Source organism: Pragia fontium DSM 5563 = ATCC 49100, assembly GCF_900112475.1.
GTDB classification, from domain to species: Bacteria; Pseudomonadota; Gammaproteobacteria; order Enterobacterales; family Enterobacteriaceae; genus Pragia; species Pragia fontium.
In genome coordinates, this window is the sequence record NZ_FOLW01000020.1 from 1 (window position 1) to 25470 (window position 25470).

Genomic DNA, 25470 nt, shown 5'->3' on the forward strand with positions numbered 1-25470 from the left:
GATCACGTTCATTTATTAGTCAAGATCCCACCAAAGCTCTCAGTGTCAGAGGTAATGGGGCACTTGAAAGGAAGAACAGCGATAAGGCTGTTTAATAAATTTCCCTATTTAAGAAAGAAAAAGCTGTGGGGCAACCATTTTTGGGCGAAGGGCTATTGTGTAGATACCGTAGGTGTAAATGCAGAAATGATTCGTAAGTATGTTAAGTATCAAGAGAAACATGAACTTGAAGATAATCAATTAAGCTTAAAAGGGATGTGAAGCGAGGGCCCTATGGGTTCGAGCTTAGTACGCCCCTCAGGGGCGCCAAAGCAATGCCGCCTTCTATGAAGGCGGATTTTTACTCCATTCAATCCAACTACTCATCAAAAGCGAACGGATACATTCATATTCACCATATTTGACTGCTGATTGTCGCTAAAATACTGCTCATAGTTCATATACAGCGCCATATCATCGGTAAATAACCACTCCAATCCACTACCCACCATCACTACATCACGGGATAACGATACGCCATCCAGCGGCATATATTGGTTTAGTCCGGTGAAACTGGCGTTATAGCTACCGTTATCCTGCGCTATTGCACGTTGATAATGGGTTTGAGCCGTTAGATTGATTTTACCCTTATTACCCATATCCCAGCCGTAACCGGCACGAGTACCAACGCCAGCCTGCCAACGGGTAGTCGTTTGAGCGTTAGCCTGTAGTCCAAAACCTGACGCGCCCTCTTCTTTAAACGCATCCTGTTTCAGGCTGATATATTGGGTATCTACATAAGGGGTGAACTGCCAACCATCTTTCTTCATGCGATAACCCATTTCGCTACCCACATTGAAGTAACTGCCGCTCTGATCGCTTTGAACATTGGCTGACTGATTCCCCAGCCACAAGGTTCGTTTTTGCTGACCATCATAGTAGCCTGAAGCGATACGACCTGAGACATAGTAAGAATCAAAAATCTTACCGCCGTATAAAGAAGCTTCTCCTACAGTACCTGTACTACTCTCTGAGCCACGTTTCAAGCTACCGCTGGTGTCACTACGAGTCAGAGAGCTACCAATAAAGGTATTTTTATCCAGAAAGACATCCTGCCCCATTGCCCAACCATTCATATTGTAATTTACACCGGAAAAACCACCGCTGTTTAAACTACTCTGATAGTTGATATTACTTGTCCAGCCATTGCTTCTTGGTAAGTCCACCAATTGAGCGATATGGTTGGATATCTGACGGTTATTAACGTTAATCGCCTGCATGGTCATCGCCGTACTGGCGGCTGGAAGCTGACCAGAAAGACTTTCCAAAGAAGCCTGTGCCGCCTGAGCATTCGGAGCCTGTTGCACATTCGCTGCTCCGGCTAAAAACTCAGATTGTTTATAGTCAGCTGGAACCGGGGAATTCGCCTGTTGCTGATCTAACTGGGTAAATGCCTGTTCCAAACGAATAGCCCCTGCTGTTGCGGCAGCATTGTACTGAACTCCTTGCACGTTCGTTGCCTGCACACGCTGAATATCTAACCAAGCATTCTTGGCATCATAATTGACGTTTGCATCCAGAAACACCCCAGCTTCTTTAGTAAAAGTACTAAATTTACCATTCAAGCCTTGTTGTGCCGTTAGAACGTTCTGACGCTGTGTTGATGTCACATAACCCTGGGGTACCGCCAAGACATGAAGATCGCCAGCAACTGATGCTGACCCGGCGACATTGAGCGTCGATCCTAATACCAACGCTAACTGACCATTAGCTGTTTGAGTATAGTTATGGGCAAAATTAGTCTGGCCGTTCTGTAGCATAACGCGGCCCTGATTATTCACATTGCCGCCAACACGACGCACATTGAGTGTGCCAGCGTTACCGATGCTCACATCAGACATAATGCCTTTTTCTGATGCCAGCGTACCGCCTAAAATATTGGTGGTTCCGGTATAGCTGGCATTTTCAGTCAGCACCAATGTGCCGGTACCATTTTTGATTAACCCACCCGCACCGCTGATGGAGTTACTCCAGGTTGAGGTATAACCGCTAAACGAAACACTGACATCACCCCAGTCAAATTTAGCGGGTCCACGTACCGCAGCAGCGGTATTTAACATACCGTGACCAAATACCGCATCAATACCCGGAGCTCCAAGATCTGTCGCGGTACCTAATAAGGTTTGGCGCACCAAATCATTAGTAAAGTAAGGGAATGCTTGCCAGACCAATGCAGCAGCACCGGATACCTGAGGTGCGGCAAATGAAGTTCCAGACACCAAACTATTGTTTAACTCGCCGGTTTTTGAATCCTGATTAAGTACGCCGGTGGTGCCCGGAGCAACCAGACAATAATTCATGCTATTGCCGCAGGCATTAGCATAAGAGGCCAATTTATTTGGATTATTAATATCGACGGCACTCACCACTAACCAGCCTTTCTCCAATGCTTGAGAACCGGCAATTGTTGGTAAAGCGGCGATTTTATCTGGATTAGCATTAGAATCATTACCGCTCGCGAACACCACTAAGCCACCACGAGAGGCAATAAAATACTGATAGGCATTCACATAGTTATTGGTCGTTTTGGTGTCAGACAAATCCCAATCAGGCAAACTCCATGAGTTATTAATAATTTTAGCGCCGGCATTAGCGAGATCATAGTTAACCCTGGACAGTGAATAACCTTGAGTTCCTGCTGACGTTGGCGTATCGGAAATAATCCGTGCACTAACAATAGAGGCTTCTGGTGCAACACCGCCAGAGAAAGGCCCAATCCTACGCCCGGCAATAACCTGAGCCACCATCGTCCCGTGTCCCCGCACATCACCGACATTGGTGTTATTCGTCCTGGGATCCACATAACTCAAAGATTGAACAATTGCGCCCTGCAGATTCAAATTAGAAGTCAGAACCCCGCTATCAACCAACCCGATAATAATACCGGCACCGGTAAATCCAGACTCACGGGCCGCAGCGGTATTCGTCATAAACAAACTTTGGTTATAAATGTTACGTGAAATTGGTGCAGTCGGAGAAATTATAGATAGGTTATTTCCAGTTGGAGGTACACTCGTTTCACTGCTGCCGGTATTGCTACTTCCGCCACCGCCACCACCGCCGCCGCCACAAGCGGCAACCATCATTGCAAAAAGTGTATTCCCAGTTAGATATAAAGATTTTTGTACCACTTTATTTTTAGAGGACATAGAGAGTTCCTCAGGCTTTTAATAGCCCATTTTATAAGCAAGTTAAACACTCCTTGAATTCCGCAAATATCATTTCGGATTTCAGATATAAGTCATCCCTCCCCCTGCAAGCTTTCCCAAAGGCTTCGGAGATAAAACTTATGAATAACTATGTTAAGTTGCTTATTGACTAACCCTATCAAATAAGATGGCAACGACATTTTGATTGGTTATTCTACGCTTAATGCTAGACTTGGTTTTTTAAACCGTCAAATAACTAGGTCGGTTTTTTTACATTACATTAACAATAATATTTTCTTTTTGAATCAATACGATAATTATTTTTCGATGCTCTTCAGTCAAAATAAATAGCTTTAAAAATTAATAAAAACAGCAGATTACAATCCATTTATATCCAACATGGCCTTTTGATAAGCCCTAAAATAAAAAGGGCTTATATTTTAAAAGAGTAATGAAATATTCATTTCAAATAACTGAAATATCTTTTTTCATTAGTTTATCAATAACATAAATATTAAATAATCATTGTTTAAGATGAATTAACCAAAACTGTACTATTAGGCAGTACAACAAATTCATATTATGAAAACATTATTAGAATTAAAGATTCAGCAGAGCAATAAAATTGAATCTTTGCCTAAAGAATACACTCATAATTTCATATAAAAAATAATCGCCATTACGGCGATTATTGAATCGTTCAAGCAATAGCTAATTATTGAGTCTTAAAATGTCCGGCATGAGCTTTAATATCGCGATAAGGCAATATAGACCAGGTAGGATATTCACAAGAACGGGCAACGCGAGGAAATGACGGACTAAAATAGAGCCCTTTCTCAGTAAAATGCCAATTAACAAATTCCCAATACTCAACGGTACTGTAATCACACTCATCGCTGGCCTTCATTTGTTTAGGGTACAGCGCTTTCAACTTAGCCACTAGCCATGGAGCAAAAACGTGACTACGGTAGGCAGAAAATTCTTCAAAGCCCGTATCATCATTACCTTGCTGATTATAATAAACCGGTTCACCTTTTCCCAACCACAGCACATCTTCAAGCGCTAACTGATTACCAGTTTTTACATCCATATTAATGGGAGAATCAGCAAAATCCGGATGTGCTCCACCGCAGTAAAACTCAGTAAATACTGAAGCACTAATCACCGAAGATGAAAAATAGGTTGGCTTCACCGTTTGAGTGAAATCGGCCTGTCCAGCGCTGGAGAGCAATCCGCCAAACATACAACTATGGTAATCCACCACTTCACGCCACAGGCGCTCTTTCAACTGAACATTAACCCTGATCATCACATCCTGGGGATAGCCGGAAGTTAGCTCAAACATACGAATACCGGAAACCGGCTCTTTCAACCAGCGGAAACCATATCCCATAAACTGCTGCTCATTTTCCATGTTAAGCGGGGCATTATGTAGCCTCAGATAGTCATAAAGATTTTCTTTAATTAGGGTTTGCAGGTAAGGCGTTTCATTGTTTCCATTATTTTCCTGAGGAACCGCCGCAATAGTCAGAGTCACCTTTAACGTTTTACCTTTAGCATCATTCCATTGCCCGGTAAATCCTTTCTCTGCTGTTGGCATCAGCTTAATCCATGGCCCATTTTTATTGGACTCAATGCTTTTGTTTTCATACAGCTTGAAGCCACCGTCTCCAAGTTGGCTACCCGTCAGAGCAATATCTTTACGGTAACGCTGATAGAAATAACGTCCGGTAACCTCACCTGACTCCGCTACGGAAAATTCAGCCACAATCGGTAATGTTCCGATCTGGCCGGTATAAGTCTGCGATACATCATATTCGGCCTGTGCTGGCCATATACCAAGAAGCCATATGGCACCAGCGAGCGGGATCAGTTTGAATAATCTCATAAACATATTTAATGTATTCCAATTCAACTTAATTAATTCAGGCGGTGAATCTTCCCTAATAATAGTCCGTTTATTGATGAGCTACCTCAATAATGACTCACCCGAGAACAATACCACGGAACTTCTCTGATATTGACCAGCAAAATTTCTAGCCATTTCTGCACTCCGAGGATCCAATAAAGCCTTATCAGCAGGCTATTGCAGCCTCACAGAAGAGGAGCAATCTCTCAAAATATCAAAGAAATAATCAATCAGGCTATAAAAAATACTGTGCTGATGCTGAAGATGTCTATAATGTGCCCTTTATGTTAACTATTCCCTTGTTCGGCCACAGCGATATCTCATAACAAAACACAGGATGCTGACCAACAGAGTACGGTTTATGAATAATAAAGAACAACTATTTGCTTTAAGCCCTTACATGGAGTTTAGCCGTCAGCAATGGGCGGCCTTACGCGAATCCGAACCTCTGACCTTGACCGAGCAGGAAATCATCAATCTGAAAGGCATTAACGAAGATCTTTCGCTGGATGAAGTTTCCGAGGTCTATCTGCCGCTTTCACGTCTGTTAAATTTCTATATTGACAGTAACCTGCAGAATCAGCTGGTACTGGAAAGATTTCTCGGCATTAAAAATCAGCGCGTTCCCTACATTATTAGCGTCGCTGGTAGCGTTGCCGTCGGCAAAAGCACCAGCGCTCGGGTATTACAGGCATTGCTTAGTCGTTGGTCTAAACATCGCCGGGTACAGTTAGTCACTACCGATGGTTTTCTCCATCCAAACCACGTTCTGCACGAACGGGATTTAATGAAGAAAAAAGGATTTCCACAATCCTATGATATTCAGAATTTGGTTCGCTTTGTTTCTGATATTAAATCCGGTATGCCGCGGGTTGAAGCGCCGGTTTACTCACATCTGACCTATGACATCCTACCGGGAGAAACACAGGTCATCGAACAGCCAGACATTCTGATTCTGGAAGGGCTAAACGTATTACAAAGCGGAATGGATTATCCCCAATCGCCACATCGGGTATTTGTCTCAGATTTTGTCGATTTCTCAATCTACGTTGATGCCAAAGAAGACTTGCTACACCAGTGGTATATCAACCGTTTTCTGAAGTTCCGTAAAGGCGCGTTCTCCAATCCAAGCTCCTATTTCCACAACTATGCCAAGCTGTCTGAACAAGAAGCGGTGAATATCGCCAATAACATCTGGCTGGAAATTAACGGTCAAAATCTGGTACAGAATATTCTGCCAACCCGAGAAAGAGCGAACCTGATTCTGACTAAGGGTGAACACCACGCGGTAGAGAAAGTTCGGCTACGTAAATAGCCTTTCACGCATTTTCCATCATAAAAATCCGGTCCGAAGCCTTATCATTCGGACCGGCCTGCCAAACGACTAACAGTAATTAAGCAATCAACAAATGATGAATCAATCCAACGTGCAGTTTTACGCCTATTTGCATCGCATCTTCATCTAATTTAAATTTCGGATTATGTACCCCATAAGTTGCTCCGATCGCCTCATTGCCTGAGCCAACCAATAAAAAGCATCCCGGAATTTTTTCCTGATAGGAAGAAAAGTCTTCGCTGCCAAACAGTGGCGTATCCGTTATCTGTAGTGCGGATTCCCCAACATACTGACGAGTGACCTTCTGAGCGATATCGAAAGCCGATGGATGATTATTTCCTACGGTATAACCACGCGTCCATTTAATCTCGTAAGTTGCACCGTGTGCTGCGGTAACCCCCGCGAGCACCTGATCCACTAGCTCAGGTACTTTTTCTCTTACATTTTTATTATGAGTTCGCAGGGTACCCGCCAACTTGGCTCGCTCAGGAATCACATTATAGCTATCTCCTGCCTGAAACGTGGCTACAGTCAGAACTGGTGCGTTCTGAGGATCCAGTTTGCGAGAAATAATCTGTTGTAAAGCCGTCACCACCTCGGCACCAATAACCACCGGGTCAATACATAAAAATGGCATTGAACCGTGACCACCACGACCTTGAATTTCAATATCAAAATTATCACTGGAGGCGCTGAATACCCCTGACTTAATCACCACCTGCCCCGTAGGATAAGTCGGCATAACGTGTAAGCCAAAAATCATCTCAACGCCATCAAGAATGCCTTTATCAACCAATTCTTGCGCACCGCCTGGGGGAACTTCTTCCGCATGCTGGAAAATAAATACCACTTTGCCGTGTATCTGATGTTTTAACTGACATAAGACTTTTGCCGCACCTAATAGCATAGCCGTGTGGGAATCATGGCCACAGGCGTGCATCACCCCCGGTTTTGTCGAAGCAAAGTACTCCTCGCTCTCTTCCGTAATCGGTAAGGCATCAATATCCCCCCGCAAAGCATAGGTTTTACCGGGATAATCGCCCTCCAGATAAGCAACCACGCTATTCGGCGTTGGACGCGTTATCTTTAATGGGCCAAAGGTCGACAGTTGCTTCTCAATATAGTCTGCCGTATCAACCTCATGAAAAGTTAAATCCGGATTAGCGTGGATATGCCGACGCCAGTGGATAACGTTGTCCTTAACCGAAGCGACAAGCTGGTTGAGTTGTTCTGTATTCATCATTTTCCTCACTTCTGACTATTCGTTTCCAACAACCGCTCCGGTCGCGGTACCACTGTTACGTAATGGGATGACCACCAAACCAGATACCACCATCGCAGCAGCAAGAAAAATAAAAGCGCTGGCAAAGCTATTGGTCATTGACACCAGATAGCCAATGGCAATCGGCGCCACAAATCCGCCAAGCGTTCCGCCGGTATTAATCATTCCCATCGCCGCGCCAATCACCTCTTGTGGCAATCGCTTCATCGGTAAGGTAAATACCGTAACAAACGCAGCCATCAAGAATACATAGCCAAAGAACAACAAAATAGCGGCAAATATGGCCGACGGCACCAGATAAATCGCCATAATGCAGACCGCCCCCAGCAATGAACCTGCGCTAATCACAATATATTCTCGGTCTTGCATATATTTACCAACAAACCAGCCGGTACATAAAGAAGAGACCCATAACCCCAGACCACCTGCTGCGGCGATAGTGGCGGACAGGCTGATGCTTAACCCACGGTATTGCACCAGATATTTCGGTAACCAAGCCATTAAGCCATATGACGGCACATTCAAGCCAAAAATAGCGACAAACAGCAGTAAAACGACCGGGTTCTTTAATAATTGTTTATAGTCGCTCCAGCCTACCGCTTTAGCTGAACGAGGTCCTTGTGCTGGCTTAGGAACCCAAATCAGCACACAAAACGCAATCGCAAAAGCAAACAGCCCCAGCCAAGTAAACGATCCCCGCCAGCCAATCTCACTAATCAGGAAAACCGCGACAACAGGCCCGGCAGACATCGCTAAACCAGAAGACGAAAGTAAAATAGATTGAGCAAAGGTGCGCTGTTGAACATCAAAATTAGCAACAACCGCCTTAGCACAAGAGCAGGGATATCCTGAGTGCGCTATCCCCGCCAGAAAACGCCAAACCACCAATAAACCAAACGTCAGCCCCAGCAAGCCAAAGCTAATGGCAAAGCCTCCCAATAAAAACAAGGACAGCAACAGAACTTTTTTATAGCCAATCCGGTCATTTAGCCAACCGGCTGGAATTTGAAACAAAGAGTAAGAAAGGAAAAACAACCCGGTGATATAACCAAGCTCTTTCGCCGTTAAAGAAAACTCTTGTTCAATGGGTAACAAAGCAAAACCGATAACGGTTTTATCTATATAAACAATGACATAACCGATAAAAAGCAAAAATATCATCAGATATTTATTGGTCACTTTCATCTGAATCCCTTAGACGGTAATTTGTATAACAAAAATTGATACCTAAAAGTCAAAATTTCGGCTTAAACCATCAATTTTTGACTATTTTACGTTCAATCCATGATCGTTCTGGTTTCAACTTGCCGTTTTTCCATCCTTTAAAAATCGGAAAAAGAGGGCTTCCCGGTCATTGCGTGATATACATCACAAAATAACCTGTTGTTTAGAAAGAATTATTTTATTATTCCGCCATCATATAAAACCTTGATCTTGATGAGGAGATATGATTTTCTTATCACTGATAACTAAACCTGATACCAAAAGGTAAAACGGCCAAAAATGAAATACTTACCCAAACTGCACCAGTTGAAAGTTTTCCAGACGGTTATTCGCTACGGCAGTATTCGCGCAGCAGCCAGAGAAATGAAGCAATCACAACCCGCGCTAACCCGCAGCATGCGAGAGCTGGAAGATACGCTGGGGGCAGTGTTAATGACCAGAGGGTCACGAGGCATTGTACTCACCGAGGCAGGAAGAGCTTTTGCTGCGCGTATGCAGCTGATTTTAGAAGAGTTAGAAAGGGCGGCTGATGAAATTCAGCAAATAAATCAATCCTCGCAGGGGAATATTGCGGTCGGTTTTTCCTCGTTACCGGCGCTAACTATCTTTCCTCCCGCATTAGTCCAGTTTAAATCCCGCTTTCCCAAAACCAACATCACCGTTTTGGAAGGACAGCTATCCACCCTGCTTCCCTTTCTGCGTGAAGGGAAACTGGATTTCGCCATCGGAACCATTTCACCTGATGTACCACTGAGCGAATTTATTGAAGAGCCACTGTTTAAGGCGTCTTTTTGTATCATTGCGCGCCAAGGACACCCGCTGGAAAAATGCACCAACGTTGCTCAGTTGCTTGAAGCTAAATGGTTTCTACCTGCGACATCAATGGGATATTACAAAGGATTAGAATCGTTATTCAGCAACCTGTATCAAGCGTTACATCATGCGCCGATTCGCAGCGATTCCGTAGTTACAGCACTCAATCTGATCCTGAACTTTGACTACCTGACCATTGTTGCCAGCGCAATGCTACCCGCTTTAGATATCAACAATCGTCTCTGTATGCTGCCAATCACCGAGCCACTGCCTCAGGCATCCTACAGTTTGATCTATCCGCGTCAACGCCCTTTGACGTTAGCGGCCAAACGTTTTACTGAAGTGCTGCATTGGGAATCTCAGCAGCACTCATGGGCCAAGGACTAATCAGGAATACATGCCATGAATAATGGCAGCACCATTATTCATCACGCTGAGCAAAGCGCTATTTATCAGCCGACCTTAAAGAAATTTCACCGCCGATAAATGCGTTAATCACACCATCTTGCTCCAACAGCAGTGCCCCTTGCTTATCGATACCCCGGGCAATACCAAAAATCTGTTGCTCACCAATCAATAGTTTTACCGGACGGTCAATAAAATTATCTAATTGACGCCAGCGAGAAATGAATGGCGCCAATCCCTGCTGTTCAAACTGCTTTAATGTTTCACGTAACGTAGATAGCAAACAGGCCACCATTTCATTACGATCAATATCTTCTTTGCCTTCGGTTAAATTAGCCCATTGCTGGTTAACCACGTTGCTATCAGGTTGGCGCATCGACAAGTTAATCCCAGCACCAATCACCACGTTAGCCGCATCACCGGTTTTACCCGTTAGCTCAACCAAAATGCCCGCCAGCTTGCGATCTTTTAAATAAAGATCGTTTGGCCATTTAACCCTAACATCCGCAGCACCTAACTTATGTAGAACTTCGGCCATCACAATACCAATAACCAAGCTCAGACCAATGGCAGCCGCAGGTCCCTGCTCCAAACGCCAGAACATCGAGAGATACAGATTGGTACCAAATGGTGAAAACCACTGGCGGCCGCGACGACCACGCCCAGCCTGTTGATATTCCGCTACGCAGGCATCACCAGAATGAAGCTTATTGATACGATCCATTAAATATTGATTCGTGGAATCAACCACCGGCAGCACTTCTACACCACCGTCTGGCAATAGCTGATTAATAATCTGTTCATCCAATAGTTGAATGGCCGCAGGAAGGCTATATCCTTTGCCTGGAACAGTGAAAACGTCCAGCCCCCAGTCACGCAAGGTCTGCATATATTTATTAATCGCGGCCCGGCTCATGCCAAGCTCATGACCGATTTGCTCACCAGAGTGGAAATCACCGTCAGACAATATCTTGACCAGCTTTAATGGAACAGCGATATTCTTCATGCTAATACCTCAAGCGCATTGCGTTCACCCGATTTACCAATGAACCGAACCTCTGGTTCAAGCCAAACGTTAAACCGTTCAGCGACCTGCTTGCGAACATAGCCCGCCAGTTCAGCCACATCCTGCGATGTCGCTCGATCCTGATTAATTAATACTAACGCTTGCTGCTGATGCACTGCGGCGCCGCCAATACGATGACCTTTCAGTTGGCAGGCATCAATCAACCAGCCCGCCGCCAGTTTTTCCTGACCGTTGGGTTGAGGATAGTGTGGCGCATTGGGATATTGCTTTAGAATTTCTGCCGCGACTTCGGCACTGACCACCGGGTTTTTAAAGAAGCTGCCCGCATTACCGGTTACTTTTGGATCAGGAAGTTTACTGCTGCGCATCGCACAAACAGCATCGAACACCTGCATCGGTTTGACGGTTTGCGGATCGAACTGGCGTAAATCACCGTAGCTTAAAACCGGTTGCCAACGTTTAGCCAACTTTAGTCCCACGGCCACAATGGCATAGCCTTCACGGTACTGATGCTTAAAGATGCTTTCACGATAGCCAAACTGACAGTCTGCTGCGGTAATACGTGAAACATCGCCGTTCGTTAGATTGAGTAAATCAACGTATTCACACACGTCTTTCAGTTCAACCCCATAAGCCCCAATATTCTGAATCGGGGCGGAACCTGCACAGCCGGGAATCAACGCTAAATTCTCCAGGCCATTAAAATTATGCTCCAGAGTATAACGCACCAACTGATGCCAGTTTTCCCCCGCCCCTACGTGTAAATGCCAAGAATCATCCGACTCGCGAACGTGAATGCCTTTGATCCGGTTTAATACTATCCAACCCTCAAAATTCTCCAGAAATAGCATATTACTGCCTTCCCCCAGCAGTAATACTGGACGCTGCTGCTTCCCGGCCTGCTGCCATGCATCAACCAATTGTTCACAGGATTCAGCGGTAATCACGCGCTCAGCGTATACGGGTAAAGCAAAGGTATGCAAATTCTGAATCGACACGGCTGGAGAGGTCATAAAAGGTCTCGACATTATATTCAATACACAGGGGAAAAATGCTGCTGATAGTCTAACTGATTGGGGGCAGGCATGACCAGAGTTGGAATGATTCACAATGTGTTTAGAACAGGTTTGAATTTATCGATGGCGTTAAGTCACTGCCCCCTAATTCAAGAACCTAAATATTGTCAAAGGAAAAAAGTCATGCCGCCAGCCAAGATACAAATCACAGCGCAGTCATCACCTAATCTCAAATCCGAACCACTCCTTATACGCCCTTGGCTCAATCAACACCCTTTCCACCTTCGCCGTTCGCGGTCCGCTCTTTAACCATTCCAACAGTTTTTCAACCTGCTGTTTATCTCCGCTGACCAATACTTCCACTCGGCCATCATCCATGTTGTACGCATAACCGGAAACGCCCAGCGCCCGGGCCTGTTGTTGAGTGAAATAACGAAACCCGACACCCTGTACGATACCCGAAACATAAGCAATAAAGCAGACCTTCATGATTATCTCCCCCTGTTCAGCCAATCATACCCTAATAAATATTTCATATCTGGAGACTCCATTTAGAGGAATTAGTCGGTATATTGACTATTATGGCAACGTTTCTGACTGTTACAGAACGGCCACTAAATAATAAAATCGCACAGAAGGATTCTGGTATGTTTAATAATCTGTTTGGCAAGAAACCGGCAGCAAAAAAAGAATTCATCACCATCACGCTAAATGCCAAATTACAGCCTATGCACCGTGGCGATCTAGAGGATGCTTTAACCAAAATCCTTGAAGCCCATAACATTGGTGAGATCTGCGGTGGCGGTTCGCTATTAGAGAAAAACGGTGAAATCAGCGAATGTGATATAGAGATCGAAGCCAAGGACACCAGCGAGCAAGCTATCCATCATATTATCAATTTTCTGGAAGACGCACTGGCTCCTAAAGGTTCAAAACTGCGTATTGGCGAAGACAGGATTATTGAGTTCGGTCAACATGAAGGACTAGCCCTCTATCTCAACGGTACCGATTTACCCGATGAGGTATACCAAAATAACGATATCAATGAGGCTTGGGCGGAAATCGAAAAACTGCTGGGAGAAGAAGGCGGTATACATAGCTACCATCAGGGTGAAACAGAAACCGCGCTATACCTCTACGGTAATCGCTTTGATACGATGCATCAGCTAATCGAACCTTTTCTTAATAGCTATCCGCTCTGCCAACAGTGCCGAGTGGTTCAAGTGGTCTGATACTCGATAATTATACGATTATTTAATGGAAACATCGTTGTGACTAGCACTCAAACTGAAAGGAATAAGCTCGGAATCATCGGGCTTATTTTTTCAGTTACCTCAAACGCCGGTTAGCCTCCTCAAGCCCTAACCTAATAACATCCTCTGCTCGCCGCAATAGTCGCTTATCCCCTTGACGCAACACTGCTAACTGACGGTGTTTTTCCACCAGATAATATTTAGCAAATTCCGGGTCATATTCGGCAATATTACGGCTGTTATCGATAATATCTGCCAGTTTGATGGTTTTTACCTGTGGGCAGGCACATGAGATATGGACTAAATCAAGCTGGAAGCGAACCTCCCGATCACCATCGTTTTCCCTGCTGACTTTAGTCAGCATTTGTACATAGCTGGCCACCGTATCGCCAAAGTGTTGATTAATCTCACTCAGGGTCGTAGTGGTATCTTCGACGGTATCATGCAACCAAGCTGCGGCAATCATCTCCGCCGTATGGGGAACAATGCGAACCAATTCAACCACCGCCGCAGGATGGATGATATAAGGTGCATGTGTATATTTACGCCGCTGATTAGCGTCAGTATGTACCCTGGTGGCAAATATCTTTGCTCGCTGTTCAAGATCGTTCATACATACTCCCGCTATTTACTTGTATAAGGCGGCCTAAATCTTCACGAACGGAATACTCTGAGTTTAAACACGGATCGGATTACTGTAAATCGTACCGCTTTATCTTGCGGTATAGTGTAGCAATACCAATACCCAATTCTGTCGCCGCTTGCTTCTTACCCTCCACGCTATTGCCAAAACGCAGCAGGACATTTTCAATCACTTCCTTTTCCGCTTTTCGTCCCTGCTTATCCAAAGAATGTAGTCCCTTGTGATGGCTGTTCTTTTGTTTTTCCGCCGCACTCAATAAATGCGGTGGTAAATGACTGGCATTCATACCGACAGCATCCCCCTGCATCACATAGATATACTCAATAACATTACGCAGTTCCCGAATATTACCCGGCCAGTGATAAGCATAAAGCAGGTTAATCATATCGTCCGGCACCTTTTGTCTGGGTCGACCATAGCTCTCTGAAAATTCGTCAGCAAAATATTGGGCTAACCCGGCAATGTCCTCGCGTCGCTCGCGTAGAGAAGGTAACACCAGCGGTACCACATTAAGACGATAGTAAAGATCCTCACGAAACAGGCCACTTTCTACCATGTCATAAATATTTTTATTCGTGGCGGCAATAATTCGCACATCCGTATTAATCACATTATTTGACCCCACTCGAGTGATGGCCTTCTCCTGCAATACCCTTAGCAGCTTAGCCTGAAGATGCAGGGGCATATCGCCAATTTCATCCAGAAACAGGCTACCGCCATTAGCTAACTCAAATTTCCCTACCCGCCCTTTTGGGTCAGCACCGCTAAATGCCCCGCGGACATAGCCAAACAGCTCACTTTCCAGTAACTGTTCTGGAATAGCGGCGCAGTTAATGGTGACAAACGGGGATGCTTTGCGCGGACTATTTTGGTGAATAGCAAACGCCACCACTTCCTTACCGGAGCCGCTTTCACCAGTAATCAATACACTGGCGTAGCTGTTGGCTATTTTACCGATGGTGCTTCTCAGCTGTTCCATTGGTTGGGAATGACCGATCAATCGCGCCCGACTGTCGGACTCATAAGACGGCATAGTGATTTTGCTCATATAGTCCCGAGCATCGTGGAAAATCACCATCGTCAGGCTGTCATTTTCCAATGACGAGAGGGAAATCTGTTTACACAATACGTGACGTTTCTGATCTTCCAGCGTCAACCATGCCTCTTCATCACCATATAAAATATCACCGGTAGTCTCGATAGTAAGCGGTAATCCAATGACTTCACGGTTAAACAGACGAGCGGCGGACAAATTAGCGTGCCAGATGAGGTTATTACCATCGATGGCGACTACTCCGCGATCCATGGCATCGATCAGCCGACGGAAAGCGCCCAAGGTTTCCTGCGCCCGCAGACGTTCCAGACACTCGAATACTTTGCTGGAAATCATGACGGCAACTTGTTCAATAAAAGTAATGAATTTATCAATCTGATTAAGGAGAGTCTGTCTCTGCTCCTCGGTGGAACAAATAATACCAATAACGCCGATTACTCGATTATTGAGGAAAATAGGCGCATTCAGGTCCAACATCTCTGAACAGTAAAGGTGCTTCTCACAGTGCTGACATAAGGTATTTTCGCCCGGATTTTTGATCAGTACCGTTTCCTGCACACGCAAAACGTGGCGATAGATATAACCGTTTTTAGCCACATTCTGGTTAAGCATATGCCGGTATTTACCCGTGCCGGCAATACGCATCAGGGATTCATCAATAATCTCAACATCGGTACCGGTGATGCCCGAAATAGCATCAGCGTAGTTACAAATATCATCCTGAATATTACTCAATACCGAGATCATAATAGGCAATCCTTATATAACCGCCAATTTATCAATAATTGATAAATATTCTGTTAAGAATATCTATTTCACTCAAATAATTAATCTATCTTATTGTATTTAAATATCTATTCTTATTTATCCGTATAGATCACATAATTTATCAAATTTGATAAATTATCATCTAAATGATAATCCTCACCTCCAGCACCAGCCTTTCCTTTACCTTCCACAAAAAATAACCAATTGAAAATGAAAGATAAAAAAACAATTTCACCGAATTAACTCAAGTAGCGAGCAATCTGGCACGTCCCTTGCTCTGGTCAATACATCGATACCGATATTTTTCTGCAGCTAATACGTTGCAAATTAATTAAAACCCAGACCAATGAGGCTTTTTCCATGCAGGACAAATTACAGTTTTTTATCAACCAGACTTTGTTCACTGAACGACCTACAGCGCCGTTAGCGCCGTTTAGCTATCAGTCGCTGATAAAAGCACTTAACTTTCACCGCTCTATTCCCGGCTATGCACCAACACCGCTATACAGCCTACCGGCTTTATCTCAAAAGCTGGGAGTAAAAAGCCTGTGTCTCAAAGATGAATCACAACGCTTTGGACTAAAAGCTTTTAAAGTACTGGGCGGTGCCTATGCCATGGCCTGCCATATTGCAGAAATCCTGGGGAAAGATATCAGTGAACTGCCTTTTGATGTGATGACCAGCGATGAGGTGAGAAAAATCCTGAAAGAAGTCACCTTTGCCACCACCACTGATGGCAATCATGGACGCGGCGTAGCCTGGATGGCACGCCAGCTAAAACAAAAAGCCGTAGTCTACATGCCCAAAGGTTCATCGCAGGAGCGTCTGACCGCGATTCGTAATGAAGGCGCAACCGCAGAAATCGTCGATATGAACTACGACGATGCAGTACGCATGACGGCGGAACAAGCAGAAAAATATGGCTGGATAGTGGTTCAGGACACCGCCTGGCAGGGATATGAAAAAATTCCTTTATGGATTATGCAAGGCTACGGCTCATTAATGCTTGAATCCATGGAGCAGCTGCATCAGGTTCCACCAACCCACGTATTCGTTCAGGCTGGCGTGGGGTCTTTTGCTGGTATGGCACAAGGCATGCTAACAGCGGCTTATGGCGAAAATCGCCCCAAAGTCATTGTAGCGGAAGCATTAATTGCCGACTGTCTGTACCGCTCTGCCATATCGAAACAGGGTCAGGCTATTGCAGTAGGCGGCGATCTGCAAACCGTTATGGCCGGACTGGCCTGCGGAGAAGCCAACAACATAGGCTGGGATCTGTTACGCGACTACGCAACCGGTTTTGCCTCCTGCCCTGACTTCGTTGCCACCCACGGTATGCGCATTCTGGGTAACCCACTACCGGGAGACCCGCACATTGTTTCCGGTGAGTCAGGCGCAGTCACGACCGGGTTACTCTCAATTCTAATGACTTCCCCTGCCATGGCAGAAACCCGTCAACAGTTGGGCTTAAATCAGGACTCCCGCGTATTGGTTATCAGCACCGAGGGCGATACCGATCCTCAGCGCTATTTGGATATCGTCTGGGATGGCGAGATCCCAAGCTTCAAGAAATATTAATCACCTATTTTCAAAGTAATGATGGAGAAGAAACAATGTTATCAGCAAGTCGTTTTGATGAAGTGGTTAAGAACTGTCAAACCCTGATTCGCGAAAAAAGCTACTCAGGGCAGGAAGGGAACGTCGTTAAAGCTATCGAAAAAATCATGAAGCATTACCAGTTTGACGATATCCATATCGATAAATATGGCAACATCATCGGCGGTATCGTTGGTAATCAACCAGGTAAAACCCTGATGTTTGATGGTCATATCGATACCGTCCCCGTCGACGAGGAAAAATGGAGTCATAATCCTTACGGCGGCGACATTGAAGACGGAAAAATCTACGGACGCGGCACTACCGATATGAAAGGTGCCGTAGCAGGCATGATCTCTGCCGTGGGTTTCTACGGACAGGATCATCAGCGTAACTTTGCCGGCAAAATTTATGTGTCCTGTATCGTACATGAAGAGTGCTTTGAGGGTATTGCTGCCCGCTTGGTTACCGAGCGCTATAAGCCCGACTACGTGATTATCGGCGAAGCGTCTGAGCTGAACCTGAAAATCGGTCAACGTGGTCGGGCTGAAATCGTCGTCGAGACCTTCGGTAAACCCGCACATTCCGCTAACCCGCAAGCAGGTATCAATGCGGTATACAAAATGTCCCAGCTCATCGATAAAATTCGCACAGTGGCACCCCCAACCCACCCTGTTCTGGGTCTGGGTATTCTTGAGTTGACCGATATTAAATCTTCGCCTTATCCCGGTGCTTCCGTGGTACCTGACTACTGCCGTGCGACCTACGATCGCCGCCTGCTGGTAGGAGAAACCAAAGAAAGCGTTATTGCTCCGCTGGAAAAAGCACTGCAAGAATTACAGGCTCAGGACCCGCAGTTTAAAGGCAAAGTCTCTTACGCCTTTGGCAAAGAATCCTGTTATACCGGCGCAACTATCGAAGGTGAACGCTTCTTCCCAGGTTGGGTATTTGATGAAGCTGATGAGTTTGTTCAAGCAGTACTGTCCGGCGTACGTTCTGCGGATATTGAACCGACCATTACTCAATACTCATTCTGTACCAACGGTAGCCACTATGCCGGTGAAGCGGGTATCCATACCGTCGGTTTCGGACCATCTCGTGAAAATCTGGCCCACACCATCGACGAGTTTATTGAAATATCACAGCTGACCGGCTCAGCCTCTGGCTACTACGGCATTATTCAGAGCATTTACGGTAAGTAATCCAATAAAAATAAAAACTGAAAAATAGAACATTAAATAAAAATTAAGAATGATGCCTCGCCCTACAACACATCATTCCGGAGAATTGAGATGAAGACCATATTCAAAAACGGAAAAGTGATAGACGGTACTGGCAATGATGGATTCATTGCTGACGTAGTTGTGAACGAAGGACGTATTGTTACCATTGGTCATGCCGATATCGGCGTTAACGATCAGGTGATTGATGCCACTGGCAAAATTGTTTGCCCAGGCTTTATTGATACCCACACCCATTCCGATTTATCCGCCATTGTAAATCCTGCACTGTCGGCCAAAATCCGTCAGGGAATTACCACCGAGTTATTGGGTCAGGACGGTGTCGCACTGGCTCCACTGCCGGAACAATATATTGCCGCCTGGCGTAAGAACATCGCCGGGTTGGACGGCGATACCGATAAAATTGATTGGAAATACAAAAATACCGAAGGGTATTTAAACCTGCTGGAAGCCCATCATCCCGCCACTAACCTCGCCTATCTGGTACCGCACGGTAATATTCGCATGGAAGCTATGGGTCTTGATGGCAAGCCATCCACCCGTGAAGACGTGGCGAAAATGTGTGAAGTGCTGGAACGCGAGTTAAAAGCCGGTGCGTTCGGCCTATCCACCGGGCTGATTTATATGCCTTGCGCCTTTGGTGATACCGCTGAAATGATTGAGCTGTGTAAGGTGACCGCTAAATATGATGGCCTGTTCGTGGTTCATCAACGCAGTGAAGCTGATGACATCATTGCTTCTACCCAAGAGCTGATCGATATCGCTAAAGCCTCCGGGGTCTGGCTGCATATTTCCCATATGAAAGTCTGCGGTAAAAAGAACTGGGGCCTGATTGAGCAAATGCTCGGAATGCTGGAACAAGCACAGGCAGAAGGAATACGTATCTCCTTCGACCAATATCCTTATGTGGCGGGTAGCACCATGCTGGGGGTCATTTTACCACCATGGGTACACGCCGGTGGTACTGATAAGTTACTGGAACGTCTGGAGTCACCGGAATTACGCAAAAAAATGATCGAAGATATCAAGAACGGCATTCCCGGCTGGGATAACTTCATCGACTTCGCTGGTCTGGACCAAATCTTTGTTACCAGCGCTAAAACCGCCAACAATCAGGACGCTGTTGGCCTCAATCTCATCCAGTTGGGTGAACTACGCGGTAAAGACCCTTATAACGCCACCTTCGATTTGCTATATGAAGAAGAAAACGCCGTCGGTATGGTTGATTTCTACGGCACTGAAGAGCACGTAATTAAATTCTTGTGCCGCCCTGAGCAAAACGTTTGTACCGATGGATTAATGGGTGCCGGTAAACCACATCCGCGCGTGTTCGGCGCATTCCCTCGTGTATTAGGTAAATATGTCCGTGAAGAAAACTGCCTGAGCTGGGAGGCTGCCATTCGTAAAATGACCGGTAAGCCTGCGCAAGTATTAGGACTGAAAGATCGCGGCTTATTAAAAGCGGGATATGCCGCAGATATTGTGGTGTTCAATCCGGACACAATTATCGACAAAGGGACGTTTATAGAACCTAATCAATATCCAAAAGGCATTGATATTGTCATGGTTAACGGGCGCCTCGCCTTGATTAACGGCATAGAGAGCTATGCCTGTAGCGGTAGTGTCATCAGAAAAAAATACTAATAAAAAACGATAAACATCAGCTTATCCATCGCAGACATTTATTGCCTGTGATGGAGAGCTCTACCCTAAGGACATCACTATGAGCTTACAACCCCATTTAACCTCGGGTAAACCCAAGACCTGGAAAGCCCGATATACCATACTGTCTCTTATCTGGCTCGCCTGGCTACTGTCGTTTCTTGACCGCATGGTTATGAGCGTTTCTTTGCCCTTTATCGGCCGCGACCTTAATCTCGATACCACTCAGCAAGGCCTGATTATTAGCGCCTTCTTTATCGGTTATGCCGCATTTCAAATTCCCGGCGGCTTTCTGGCGGATAGATTTGGTGCCCGCAAAATTATGGCAATTGGTATCGCCTGGTGGTCAGTATTTACCAGCCTGACCGGAGCAGTTCTCACTTTACCCTTAATGTTAGCGGTGCGTTTTCTGTTTGGTATTGGCGAAGGCTGTTTCCCATCCGCATCATGGAAAATGATCTCCACCTATTTCCCATCCAAAGAGCGAGGCCGAGCAACGGCAATTCAGTCTACGGTTAACACCTTAGGCCCGGCGCTAGCCGTTGTCGTCGCTGCCAGTATTATCGGTGCGTTCGGCTGGCATATGGTGTTTATTGTGCTGGGTCTTCCCGGCCTGTTTATTGCCGCCGGTATTTACTTCTTTACCCGTGATAATCCGAAAGATCACCCCAGCATTACCCAGCAAGATCTGGATGAATTAGCGGCAGAAGGCTCTGACGTTATAAGCCAAAATACGGCACCAATCCCGTTTAAAGAAGTGCTAAAAATGCCAGTTCTGTGGCAAATGGCCGCTATCTGGTTCTTGTTTGATATCACTTTCTGGGGCTTCTCAACCTGGTTACCCAGCTATCTGATCACCGTCCGCGAATTCTCTCTGGCAAAAACCGGAGTCATGGCCGCGATTCCATTTCTGTTTGGGGCTGGCGGTACACTGCTGGGCGGTTACTTCTCAGATAAATTCAAACCCCAGCGTAAGTTCCTGTACGTACTGACCGCCGTTATTGCCGCTGGCTTCTTGTATATGACATTTACCGTTGTCAGCGCCGATATGGCGGTGGTTTATCAGTGCATCTCAGCCCTGTTTATGTTCTTCGCTATGGCAATGTTCTGGGGCATCCTGATGGATACCATTCCCAGCAAAATCATGGGGCGCGCCTCGGGTATTGTAAACTTCGGCGGTCAAATGGCGGGAGTTGTTTCAGCGCCAATCATGGGTTGGTTGATTCACACCAGTGGCGGTAGCTATAACAGCGCATTTATCTTTATGATTGTTGCGCTGATCGCTTCGGCGGTAGTGACCTTAACCGTCAATAATGCACATTCGAATAAAGCGATAGCGACAGAAGTTTAACTAACTATTGTGCGAGATAAAATGGCCTTAACCTATTGTTAAGGCCAAGATTGTCGACAAATCCAAAGAGGATACTCCACCAAGAGGCTTTATTATAACGCCCAGAACTCTCCACTTAACCACCTTATCGTTCAGCTAAAAAAACGACGACATAGACCTCTTTTATTGCCATTCCACTCTTCATCTATTCCAATGACAGCGGACGGTTTGAACGTTCTATAACGGCTTTCTTATCAGGCAGATAACCAAATTAATAAACATTCATTTGGAAACTTGACTGAATCACCTTGAACATTGCGACATATCAACATCTGTTTGACTTATATGGTGTATCACTAATCCACAGTAAGTCATGTGCTCAATACAATGGTAAAAATAAAACTGGCTTAAATCCGACTTAATGACAATCACAGCATTGTGATGAGCATCTTGAAAACAGGGAATATACCAGCGTTATAAACATGATTCTGTTCTATCTAGCTATCGTCAGGAAGCGAATAATGGAGATGTATTTATGAACCGGTTCGTTATCGCAGATCCCAAGAACTGCATAGGATGCCGCACCTGTGAAGTTGCCTGTGCCGTGGTCCACAGTACTGATAACGATGTTGCCAATCTGTCCGCTAAAACTTTCACCCCTCGAATCCGGGTAGTAAGAGGGCAAAGCGTCAGTACCGCAATCTTGTGCCGTCACTGTGAAGATGCGCCTTGTGCAGCAGTCTGCCCTAGCGGAGCAATTGTACATCGCAATAACAGTATTCAAGTTATTCAGGAAAAGTGCATTGGCTGTAAAACCTGTGCGATAGCTTGTCCATATGGCGCAATGAGCATTGTAACCAGCAATATCCCCCTACCCGGCAATGGCGCTATTAATACCATCCATCAAAAAACGGAAGCGCTAAAGTGCGATTTATGTGAAGACATTGCCGAATCGCCGACCTGTATTAAGGTTTGTCCGACCAATGCATTACAGCTGGTTACCCATGAGTCAATGGATGCCATGTTACGCCAAAAACAAGAAAGAGCAGCACTGGAAGAAGCCTCAGAAATCTATTTCTAATCATCAAGTCGACCGACAGACTCGAGGAGTTAACCGAGCATGAAAAAAGTCATTACCGTCTGCCCATACTGTGCATCGGGCTGCAAAATCAACCTACTAGTTGATGGCGGGAAAGTCGTAGGAGCCGAAGGCGCCAACGGTGTCACCAATCAGGGAGAACTTTGTTTAAAAGGCTACTATGGTTGGGACTTCCTGAACGATACTAAAATTCTAACCCCACGCCTGACTAAACCGATGATTCGTCGCCAACGCGGTGGAGAACTGGAACCTGCTTCCTGGGATGAAGCTATCGAGTTTGCCAGTTCCCGTATGAAAAAGATTATTGAAGAACACGGCCCTGATGCTGTGATGACTTCAGGTTCATCCCGCGGGCCCGGCAACGAAGTGAACTATATTATGCAAAAGTTTGCTCGTGCCGCTATTGGTACCAACAACGTGGATTGTTGCGCTCGCGTTTGACACGGCCCTTCGGTTGCAGGTCTGCACCGCTCAGTGGGTAATGGCGCAATGAGTAACTCCATCTGTGAAATGGAGGACACTCGGTGTTTGCTTATTTTCGGCTACAATGCCGCAGATTCTCACCCTATTGTGGCTCGTCGTATTCTCAAAGCCAAAGCAAAGGGTGCCAAAGTCATAGTTTGCGATCCACGCTATATAGAAACCGCGCGCATTGCTGATATCTGGTTACCGTTGAAAAACGGCAGTAATGTGGCATTGCTGAACGCGTTTGCCAATGTATTAATCAGTGAAAATCTCTATAACAAAGAGTTTGTTGAAAACCATACTGAAGGGTTCGAAGAGTATTGTAAGAGCGTGGAAAAATACACGCCTGAATACGTCGAAAAAATAACTGGCCTGTCAGCAAAACAAATTCGTGAAACTATTCGTATGTATGCCGCTGCACCATCCGCAACCATCCTGTGGGGGATGGGGGTAACTCAGTGGGGGCAAGGAGTAGATACCGTCAGATGTTTAACCAGTCTGGCTCTACTGACGGGTAATTTGGGTAGACCAAACGTCGGCGTCGCACCGGTTCGTGGTCAAAATAACGTTCAGGGTGCCTGTGATATGGGCGCACTTATCGATACCCTACCGGGTTATCAGTATGTCAACGATCCCGCTGCTCGTGCCAAATTCGCCAAAGCTTGGGGGGTTGAATCCATCCCTGAGAAGAAAGGCTACCCGATCAGTGAACTGCCGCATAATGCTATTTCAGGTAAGGTAAAGGCGTTTTATGTGATGGGTGAAGACCCGATGCAAACGGAGGCCGATCTGTCCGTGGTTCGTCAGGGCTTTGAGGCACTGGATCTGGTTATCGTACAAGATATCTTTATGACCCAGACCGCTGCGATGGCGGACGTTATCTTCCCTGCAACCTCATGGGGTGAGCATGAAGGGGTTTATACCAGCGCCGACCGCGGATTCCAGCGTTTTTATAAGGCGGTTGAAGCCAAAGGCGATGTAAAAACCGACTGGGAAATTATTTGCCTGATGTCGACGGCGCTTGGCTATCCGATGAAGTACAACAACACCAAAGAAATTTGGGATGAAGTACGCGAACTATGTCCGAGCTATTACGGCGCAACCTACGAAAAAATGGAAGGTCTTGGCTATATTCAATGGCCATGTCCGACATTGGATCATCCCGGTACTCAGTACCTGTTTGCTGGCAGTAAGTTCAACCGCCCGAATGGCAAAGGTCAACTATACGCCAGTGATTGGCGTCCACCAATGGAGCTAACCGACGAAGAGTATCCGTTGGCATTAGCTACCGTGCGTGAAGTTGGGCACTACTCTTGCCGTTCAATGACCGGTAACTGCGCAGCACTGCAAACCTTGGCGGATGAACCAGGATATGTGCAGATCAATACCCAAGATGCAGCAAGTTTAGGTATCAAAGATCAGCAATTGGTGTGGGTAGCTTCTCGCCGCGGAAAAGTGATCAGTCGTGCAGCCGTCAGTGATAGAACCAACAAAGGTGCAGTCTATATGACTTATCAGTGGTGGATTGGCGCTTGTAACCAGCTAACTCTCGATGCGCTGGATCCTATATCCAGAACGCCGGAGCTCAAGCACTGTGCCGTTAAACTGGAAGCAATCCCTGACCAAAATTGGGCTGAAAGCTATGTCCAGAGAGAGTACACATCCCTGAAGAGTCGTTTACGTAAGGCTGCTGAAGTTTAAGTATATTTATCCAATACCTAAAAAGGGCTGATAAATCAGCCCTTTTTATTGGTTTAATTAATCATTCTCAAAAATAATATTAGTAACTTTAGCCGGGAGGACGTTGGTATTAAGCCTAGTGGGCTTCGGGCCTAGCCAAAGGGGGAGTTGGTATTGAGTCTGGGCGAGCTTCGGGCCTAACCGAAAATACGCGGGTATTAAGCCTGGCGAGCTTCGGGCCTAGCCGCGCTACGGGCACTTCGTTGGCTTACGCCAAGTCGACCCCCACGCCCGTCTCTCCCTCAGATTGGCATCCAAAAGAAGTGCCTGTGGGGATTGGTGACTCTCAATACCGGGATAATATAAAAACATGGAGAACAGGCCGAGAAGTTTAACCGCCCAAAACGCAAAAACCCCCAGCTTTCGCTGAGGGTTATCACTTAATTGGAGCCTGGCAGTTCCCTACTCTCGCATGGGGA

19 protein-coding genes are annotated in these 25470 nt (G+C 45.8%); 10 read left to right on the top strand and 9 right to left on the bottom strand.

Annotation, left to right across the window (positions count from 1 at the left end; all coding sequences use genetic code 11):
• The coding region (gene tnpA, locus BMZ28_RS16690) for an IS200/IS605 family transposase (RefSeq protein ID WP_074825019.1) at nt 1-261 on the top strand (261 nt) is incomplete at its 5' end.
• A 104-nt stretch (nt 262-365) separates the two neighbouring features.
• Here tnpA and BMZ28_RS16695 read toward each other — a convergent pair.
• Together BMZ28_RS16695 and BMZ28_RS16700 are read right to left on the bottom strand one after the other, a co-directional pair.
• Entirely contained in the window at nt 366-3188 is a 2823-nt protein-coding gene (locus tag BMZ28_RS16695; RefSeq protein WP_074825022.1) for a S8 family serine peptidase, read from the bottom strand.
• A 715-nt stretch (nt 3189-3903) separates the two neighbouring features.
• Entirely contained in the window at nt 3904-5082 is a 1179-nt protein-coding gene (locus BMZ28_RS16700; RefSeq protein WP_074825025.1) for a hypothetical protein, read from the bottom strand.
• A 376-nt stretch (nt 5083-5458) separates the two neighbouring features.
• Here BMZ28_RS16700 and coaA point away from each other — a divergent pair, with 376 nt between their 5' ends.
• Nucleotides 5459-6412: a type I pantothenate kinase gene (gene coaA, locus BMZ28_RS16705; RefSeq protein WP_047779745.1), complete on the top strand. Its 954-nt coding sequence runs from the start codon at nt 5459-5461 to the stop codon at nt 6410-6412.
• 79 nt (nt 6413-6491) lie between these two features.
• Here the strand turns inward: coaA and BMZ28_RS16710 are convergent, their stop codons facing one another.
• Nucleotides 6492-7676 (bottom strand): amidohydrolase, encoded by a 1185-nt coding sequence (locus BMZ28_RS16710; RefSeq protein WP_126466834.1) that lies wholly within the window; start codon nt 7674-7676, stop codon nt 6492-6494.
• A 15-nt stretch (nt 7677-7691) separates the two neighbouring features.
• On the bottom strand, nt 7692-8900 hold the full coding sequence (locus BMZ28_RS16715; RefSeq protein ID WP_232036578.1) for an MFS transporter: 1209 nt from the start codon (nt 8898-8900) through the stop codon (nt 7692-7694).
• A gap of 318 nt (nt 8901-9218) precedes the next feature.
• Here BMZ28_RS16715 and BMZ28_RS16720 point away from each other — a divergent pair, with 318 nt between their 5' ends.
• On the top strand, nt 9219-10139 hold the full coding sequence (locus tag BMZ28_RS16720) for a LysR substrate-binding domain-containing protein (RefSeq protein ID WP_074825031.1): 921 nt from the start codon (nt 9219-9221) through the stop codon (nt 10137-10139).
• A 58-nt stretch (nt 10140-10197) separates the two neighbouring features.
• Here the strand turns inward: BMZ28_RS16720 and birA are convergent, their stop codons facing one another.
• The 3 genes from birA to yccX all read right to left on the bottom strand — a co-directional run bounded on the left by birA (nt 10198) and on the right by yccX (nt 12692).
• Nucleotides 10198-11163: a bifunctional biotin--[acetyl-CoA-carboxylase] ligase/biotin operon repressor BirA gene (birA, locus tag BMZ28_RS16725; RefSeq protein WP_047779742.1), complete on the bottom strand. Its 966-nt coding sequence runs from the start codon at nt 11161-11163 to the stop codon at nt 10198-10200.
• Complete coding sequence (murB, locus tag BMZ28_RS16730) at nt 11160-12197, bottom strand: UDP-N-acetylmuramate dehydrogenase (protein WP_074825033.1); 1038 nt, start codon at nt 12195-12197, stop codon at nt 11160-11162. The genes birA and murB overlap by 4 nt, the downstream gene beginning before the upstream one ends.
• A 222-nt stretch (nt 12198-12419) precedes the next feature.
• Nucleotides 12420-12692 (bottom strand): acylphosphatase, encoded by a 273-nt coding sequence (gene yccX, locus BMZ28_RS16735; RefSeq protein WP_074825057.1) that lies wholly within the window; start codon nt 12690-12692, stop codon nt 12420-12422.
• A gap of 155 nt (nt 12693-12847) precedes the next feature.
• Between yccX and BMZ28_RS16740 the strand changes: the two genes are divergently transcribed.
• A complete protein-coding gene (locus BMZ28_RS16740; RefSeq protein ID WP_074825036.1) occupies nt 12848-13432 on the top strand; it encodes a hypothetical protein in 585 nt (194 codons plus the stop codon).
• A gap of 97 nt (nt 13433-13529) precedes the next feature.
• Here the strand turns inward: BMZ28_RS16740 and BMZ28_RS16745 are convergent, their stop codons facing one another.
• Nucleotides 13530-14066, bottom strand: a complete 537-nt coding sequence (locus BMZ28_RS16745) for an HD domain-containing protein (protein ID WP_074825038.1) — start codon at nt 14064-14066, stop codon at nt 13530-13532.
• Between the two features lie 79 nt (nt 14067-14145).
• On the bottom strand, nt 14146-15897 hold the full coding sequence (locus BMZ28_RS16750) for a sigma-54 interaction domain-containing protein (protein WP_047779737.1): 1752 nt from the start codon (nt 15895-15897) through the stop codon (nt 14146-14148).
• A gap of 381 nt (nt 15898-16278) precedes the next feature.
• On the opposite strand from BMZ28_RS16750, the gene dpaL reads away from it, so the two are divergent.
• The 6 genes from dpaL (at nt 16279) to fdhF (ending at nt 25012) form a co-directional block, all read left to right on the top strand.
• Complete coding sequence (dpaL, locus tag BMZ28_RS16755) at nt 16279-17496, top strand: diaminopropionate ammonia-lyase (RefSeq protein ID WP_074825041.1); 1218 nt, start codon at nt 16279-16281, stop codon at nt 17494-17496.
• Between the two features lie 35 nt (nt 17497-17531).
• Nucleotides 17532-18716 (top strand): YgeY family selenium metabolism-linked hydrolase, encoded by a 1185-nt coding sequence (locus BMZ28_RS16760; RefSeq protein WP_074825043.1) that lies wholly within the window; start codon nt 17532-17534, stop codon nt 18714-18716.
• A 90-nt stretch (nt 18717-18806) separates the two neighbouring features.
• Nucleotides 18807-20399: an N-acyl-D-amino-acid deacylase family protein gene (locus BMZ28_RS16765; protein ID WP_074825045.1), complete on the top strand. Its 1593-nt coding sequence runs from the start codon at nt 18807-18809 to the stop codon at nt 20397-20399.
• A gap of 79 nt (nt 20400-20478) precedes the next feature.
• Complete coding sequence (locus BMZ28_RS16770) at nt 20479-21768, top strand: MFS transporter (RefSeq protein WP_074825048.1); 1290 nt, start codon at nt 20479-20481, stop codon at nt 21766-21768.
• Between the two features lie 514 nt (nt 21769-22282).
• Nucleotides 22283-22828: a 4Fe-4S dicluster domain-containing protein gene (locus tag BMZ28_RS16775; RefSeq protein ID WP_074825050.1), complete on the top strand. Its 546-nt coding sequence runs from the start codon at nt 22283-22285 to the stop codon at nt 22826-22828.
• Nucleotides 22829-22867: 39 nt separating this feature from the next.
• Nucleotides 22868-25012, top strand: coding sequence for a formate dehydrogenase subunit alpha (fdhF, locus tag BMZ28_RS16785; RefSeq protein ID WP_083399713.1), 2145 nt, complete (start codon nt 22868-22870; stop codon nt 25010-25012).
• Nucleotides 25013-25470 lie beyond the last annotated feature (458 nt).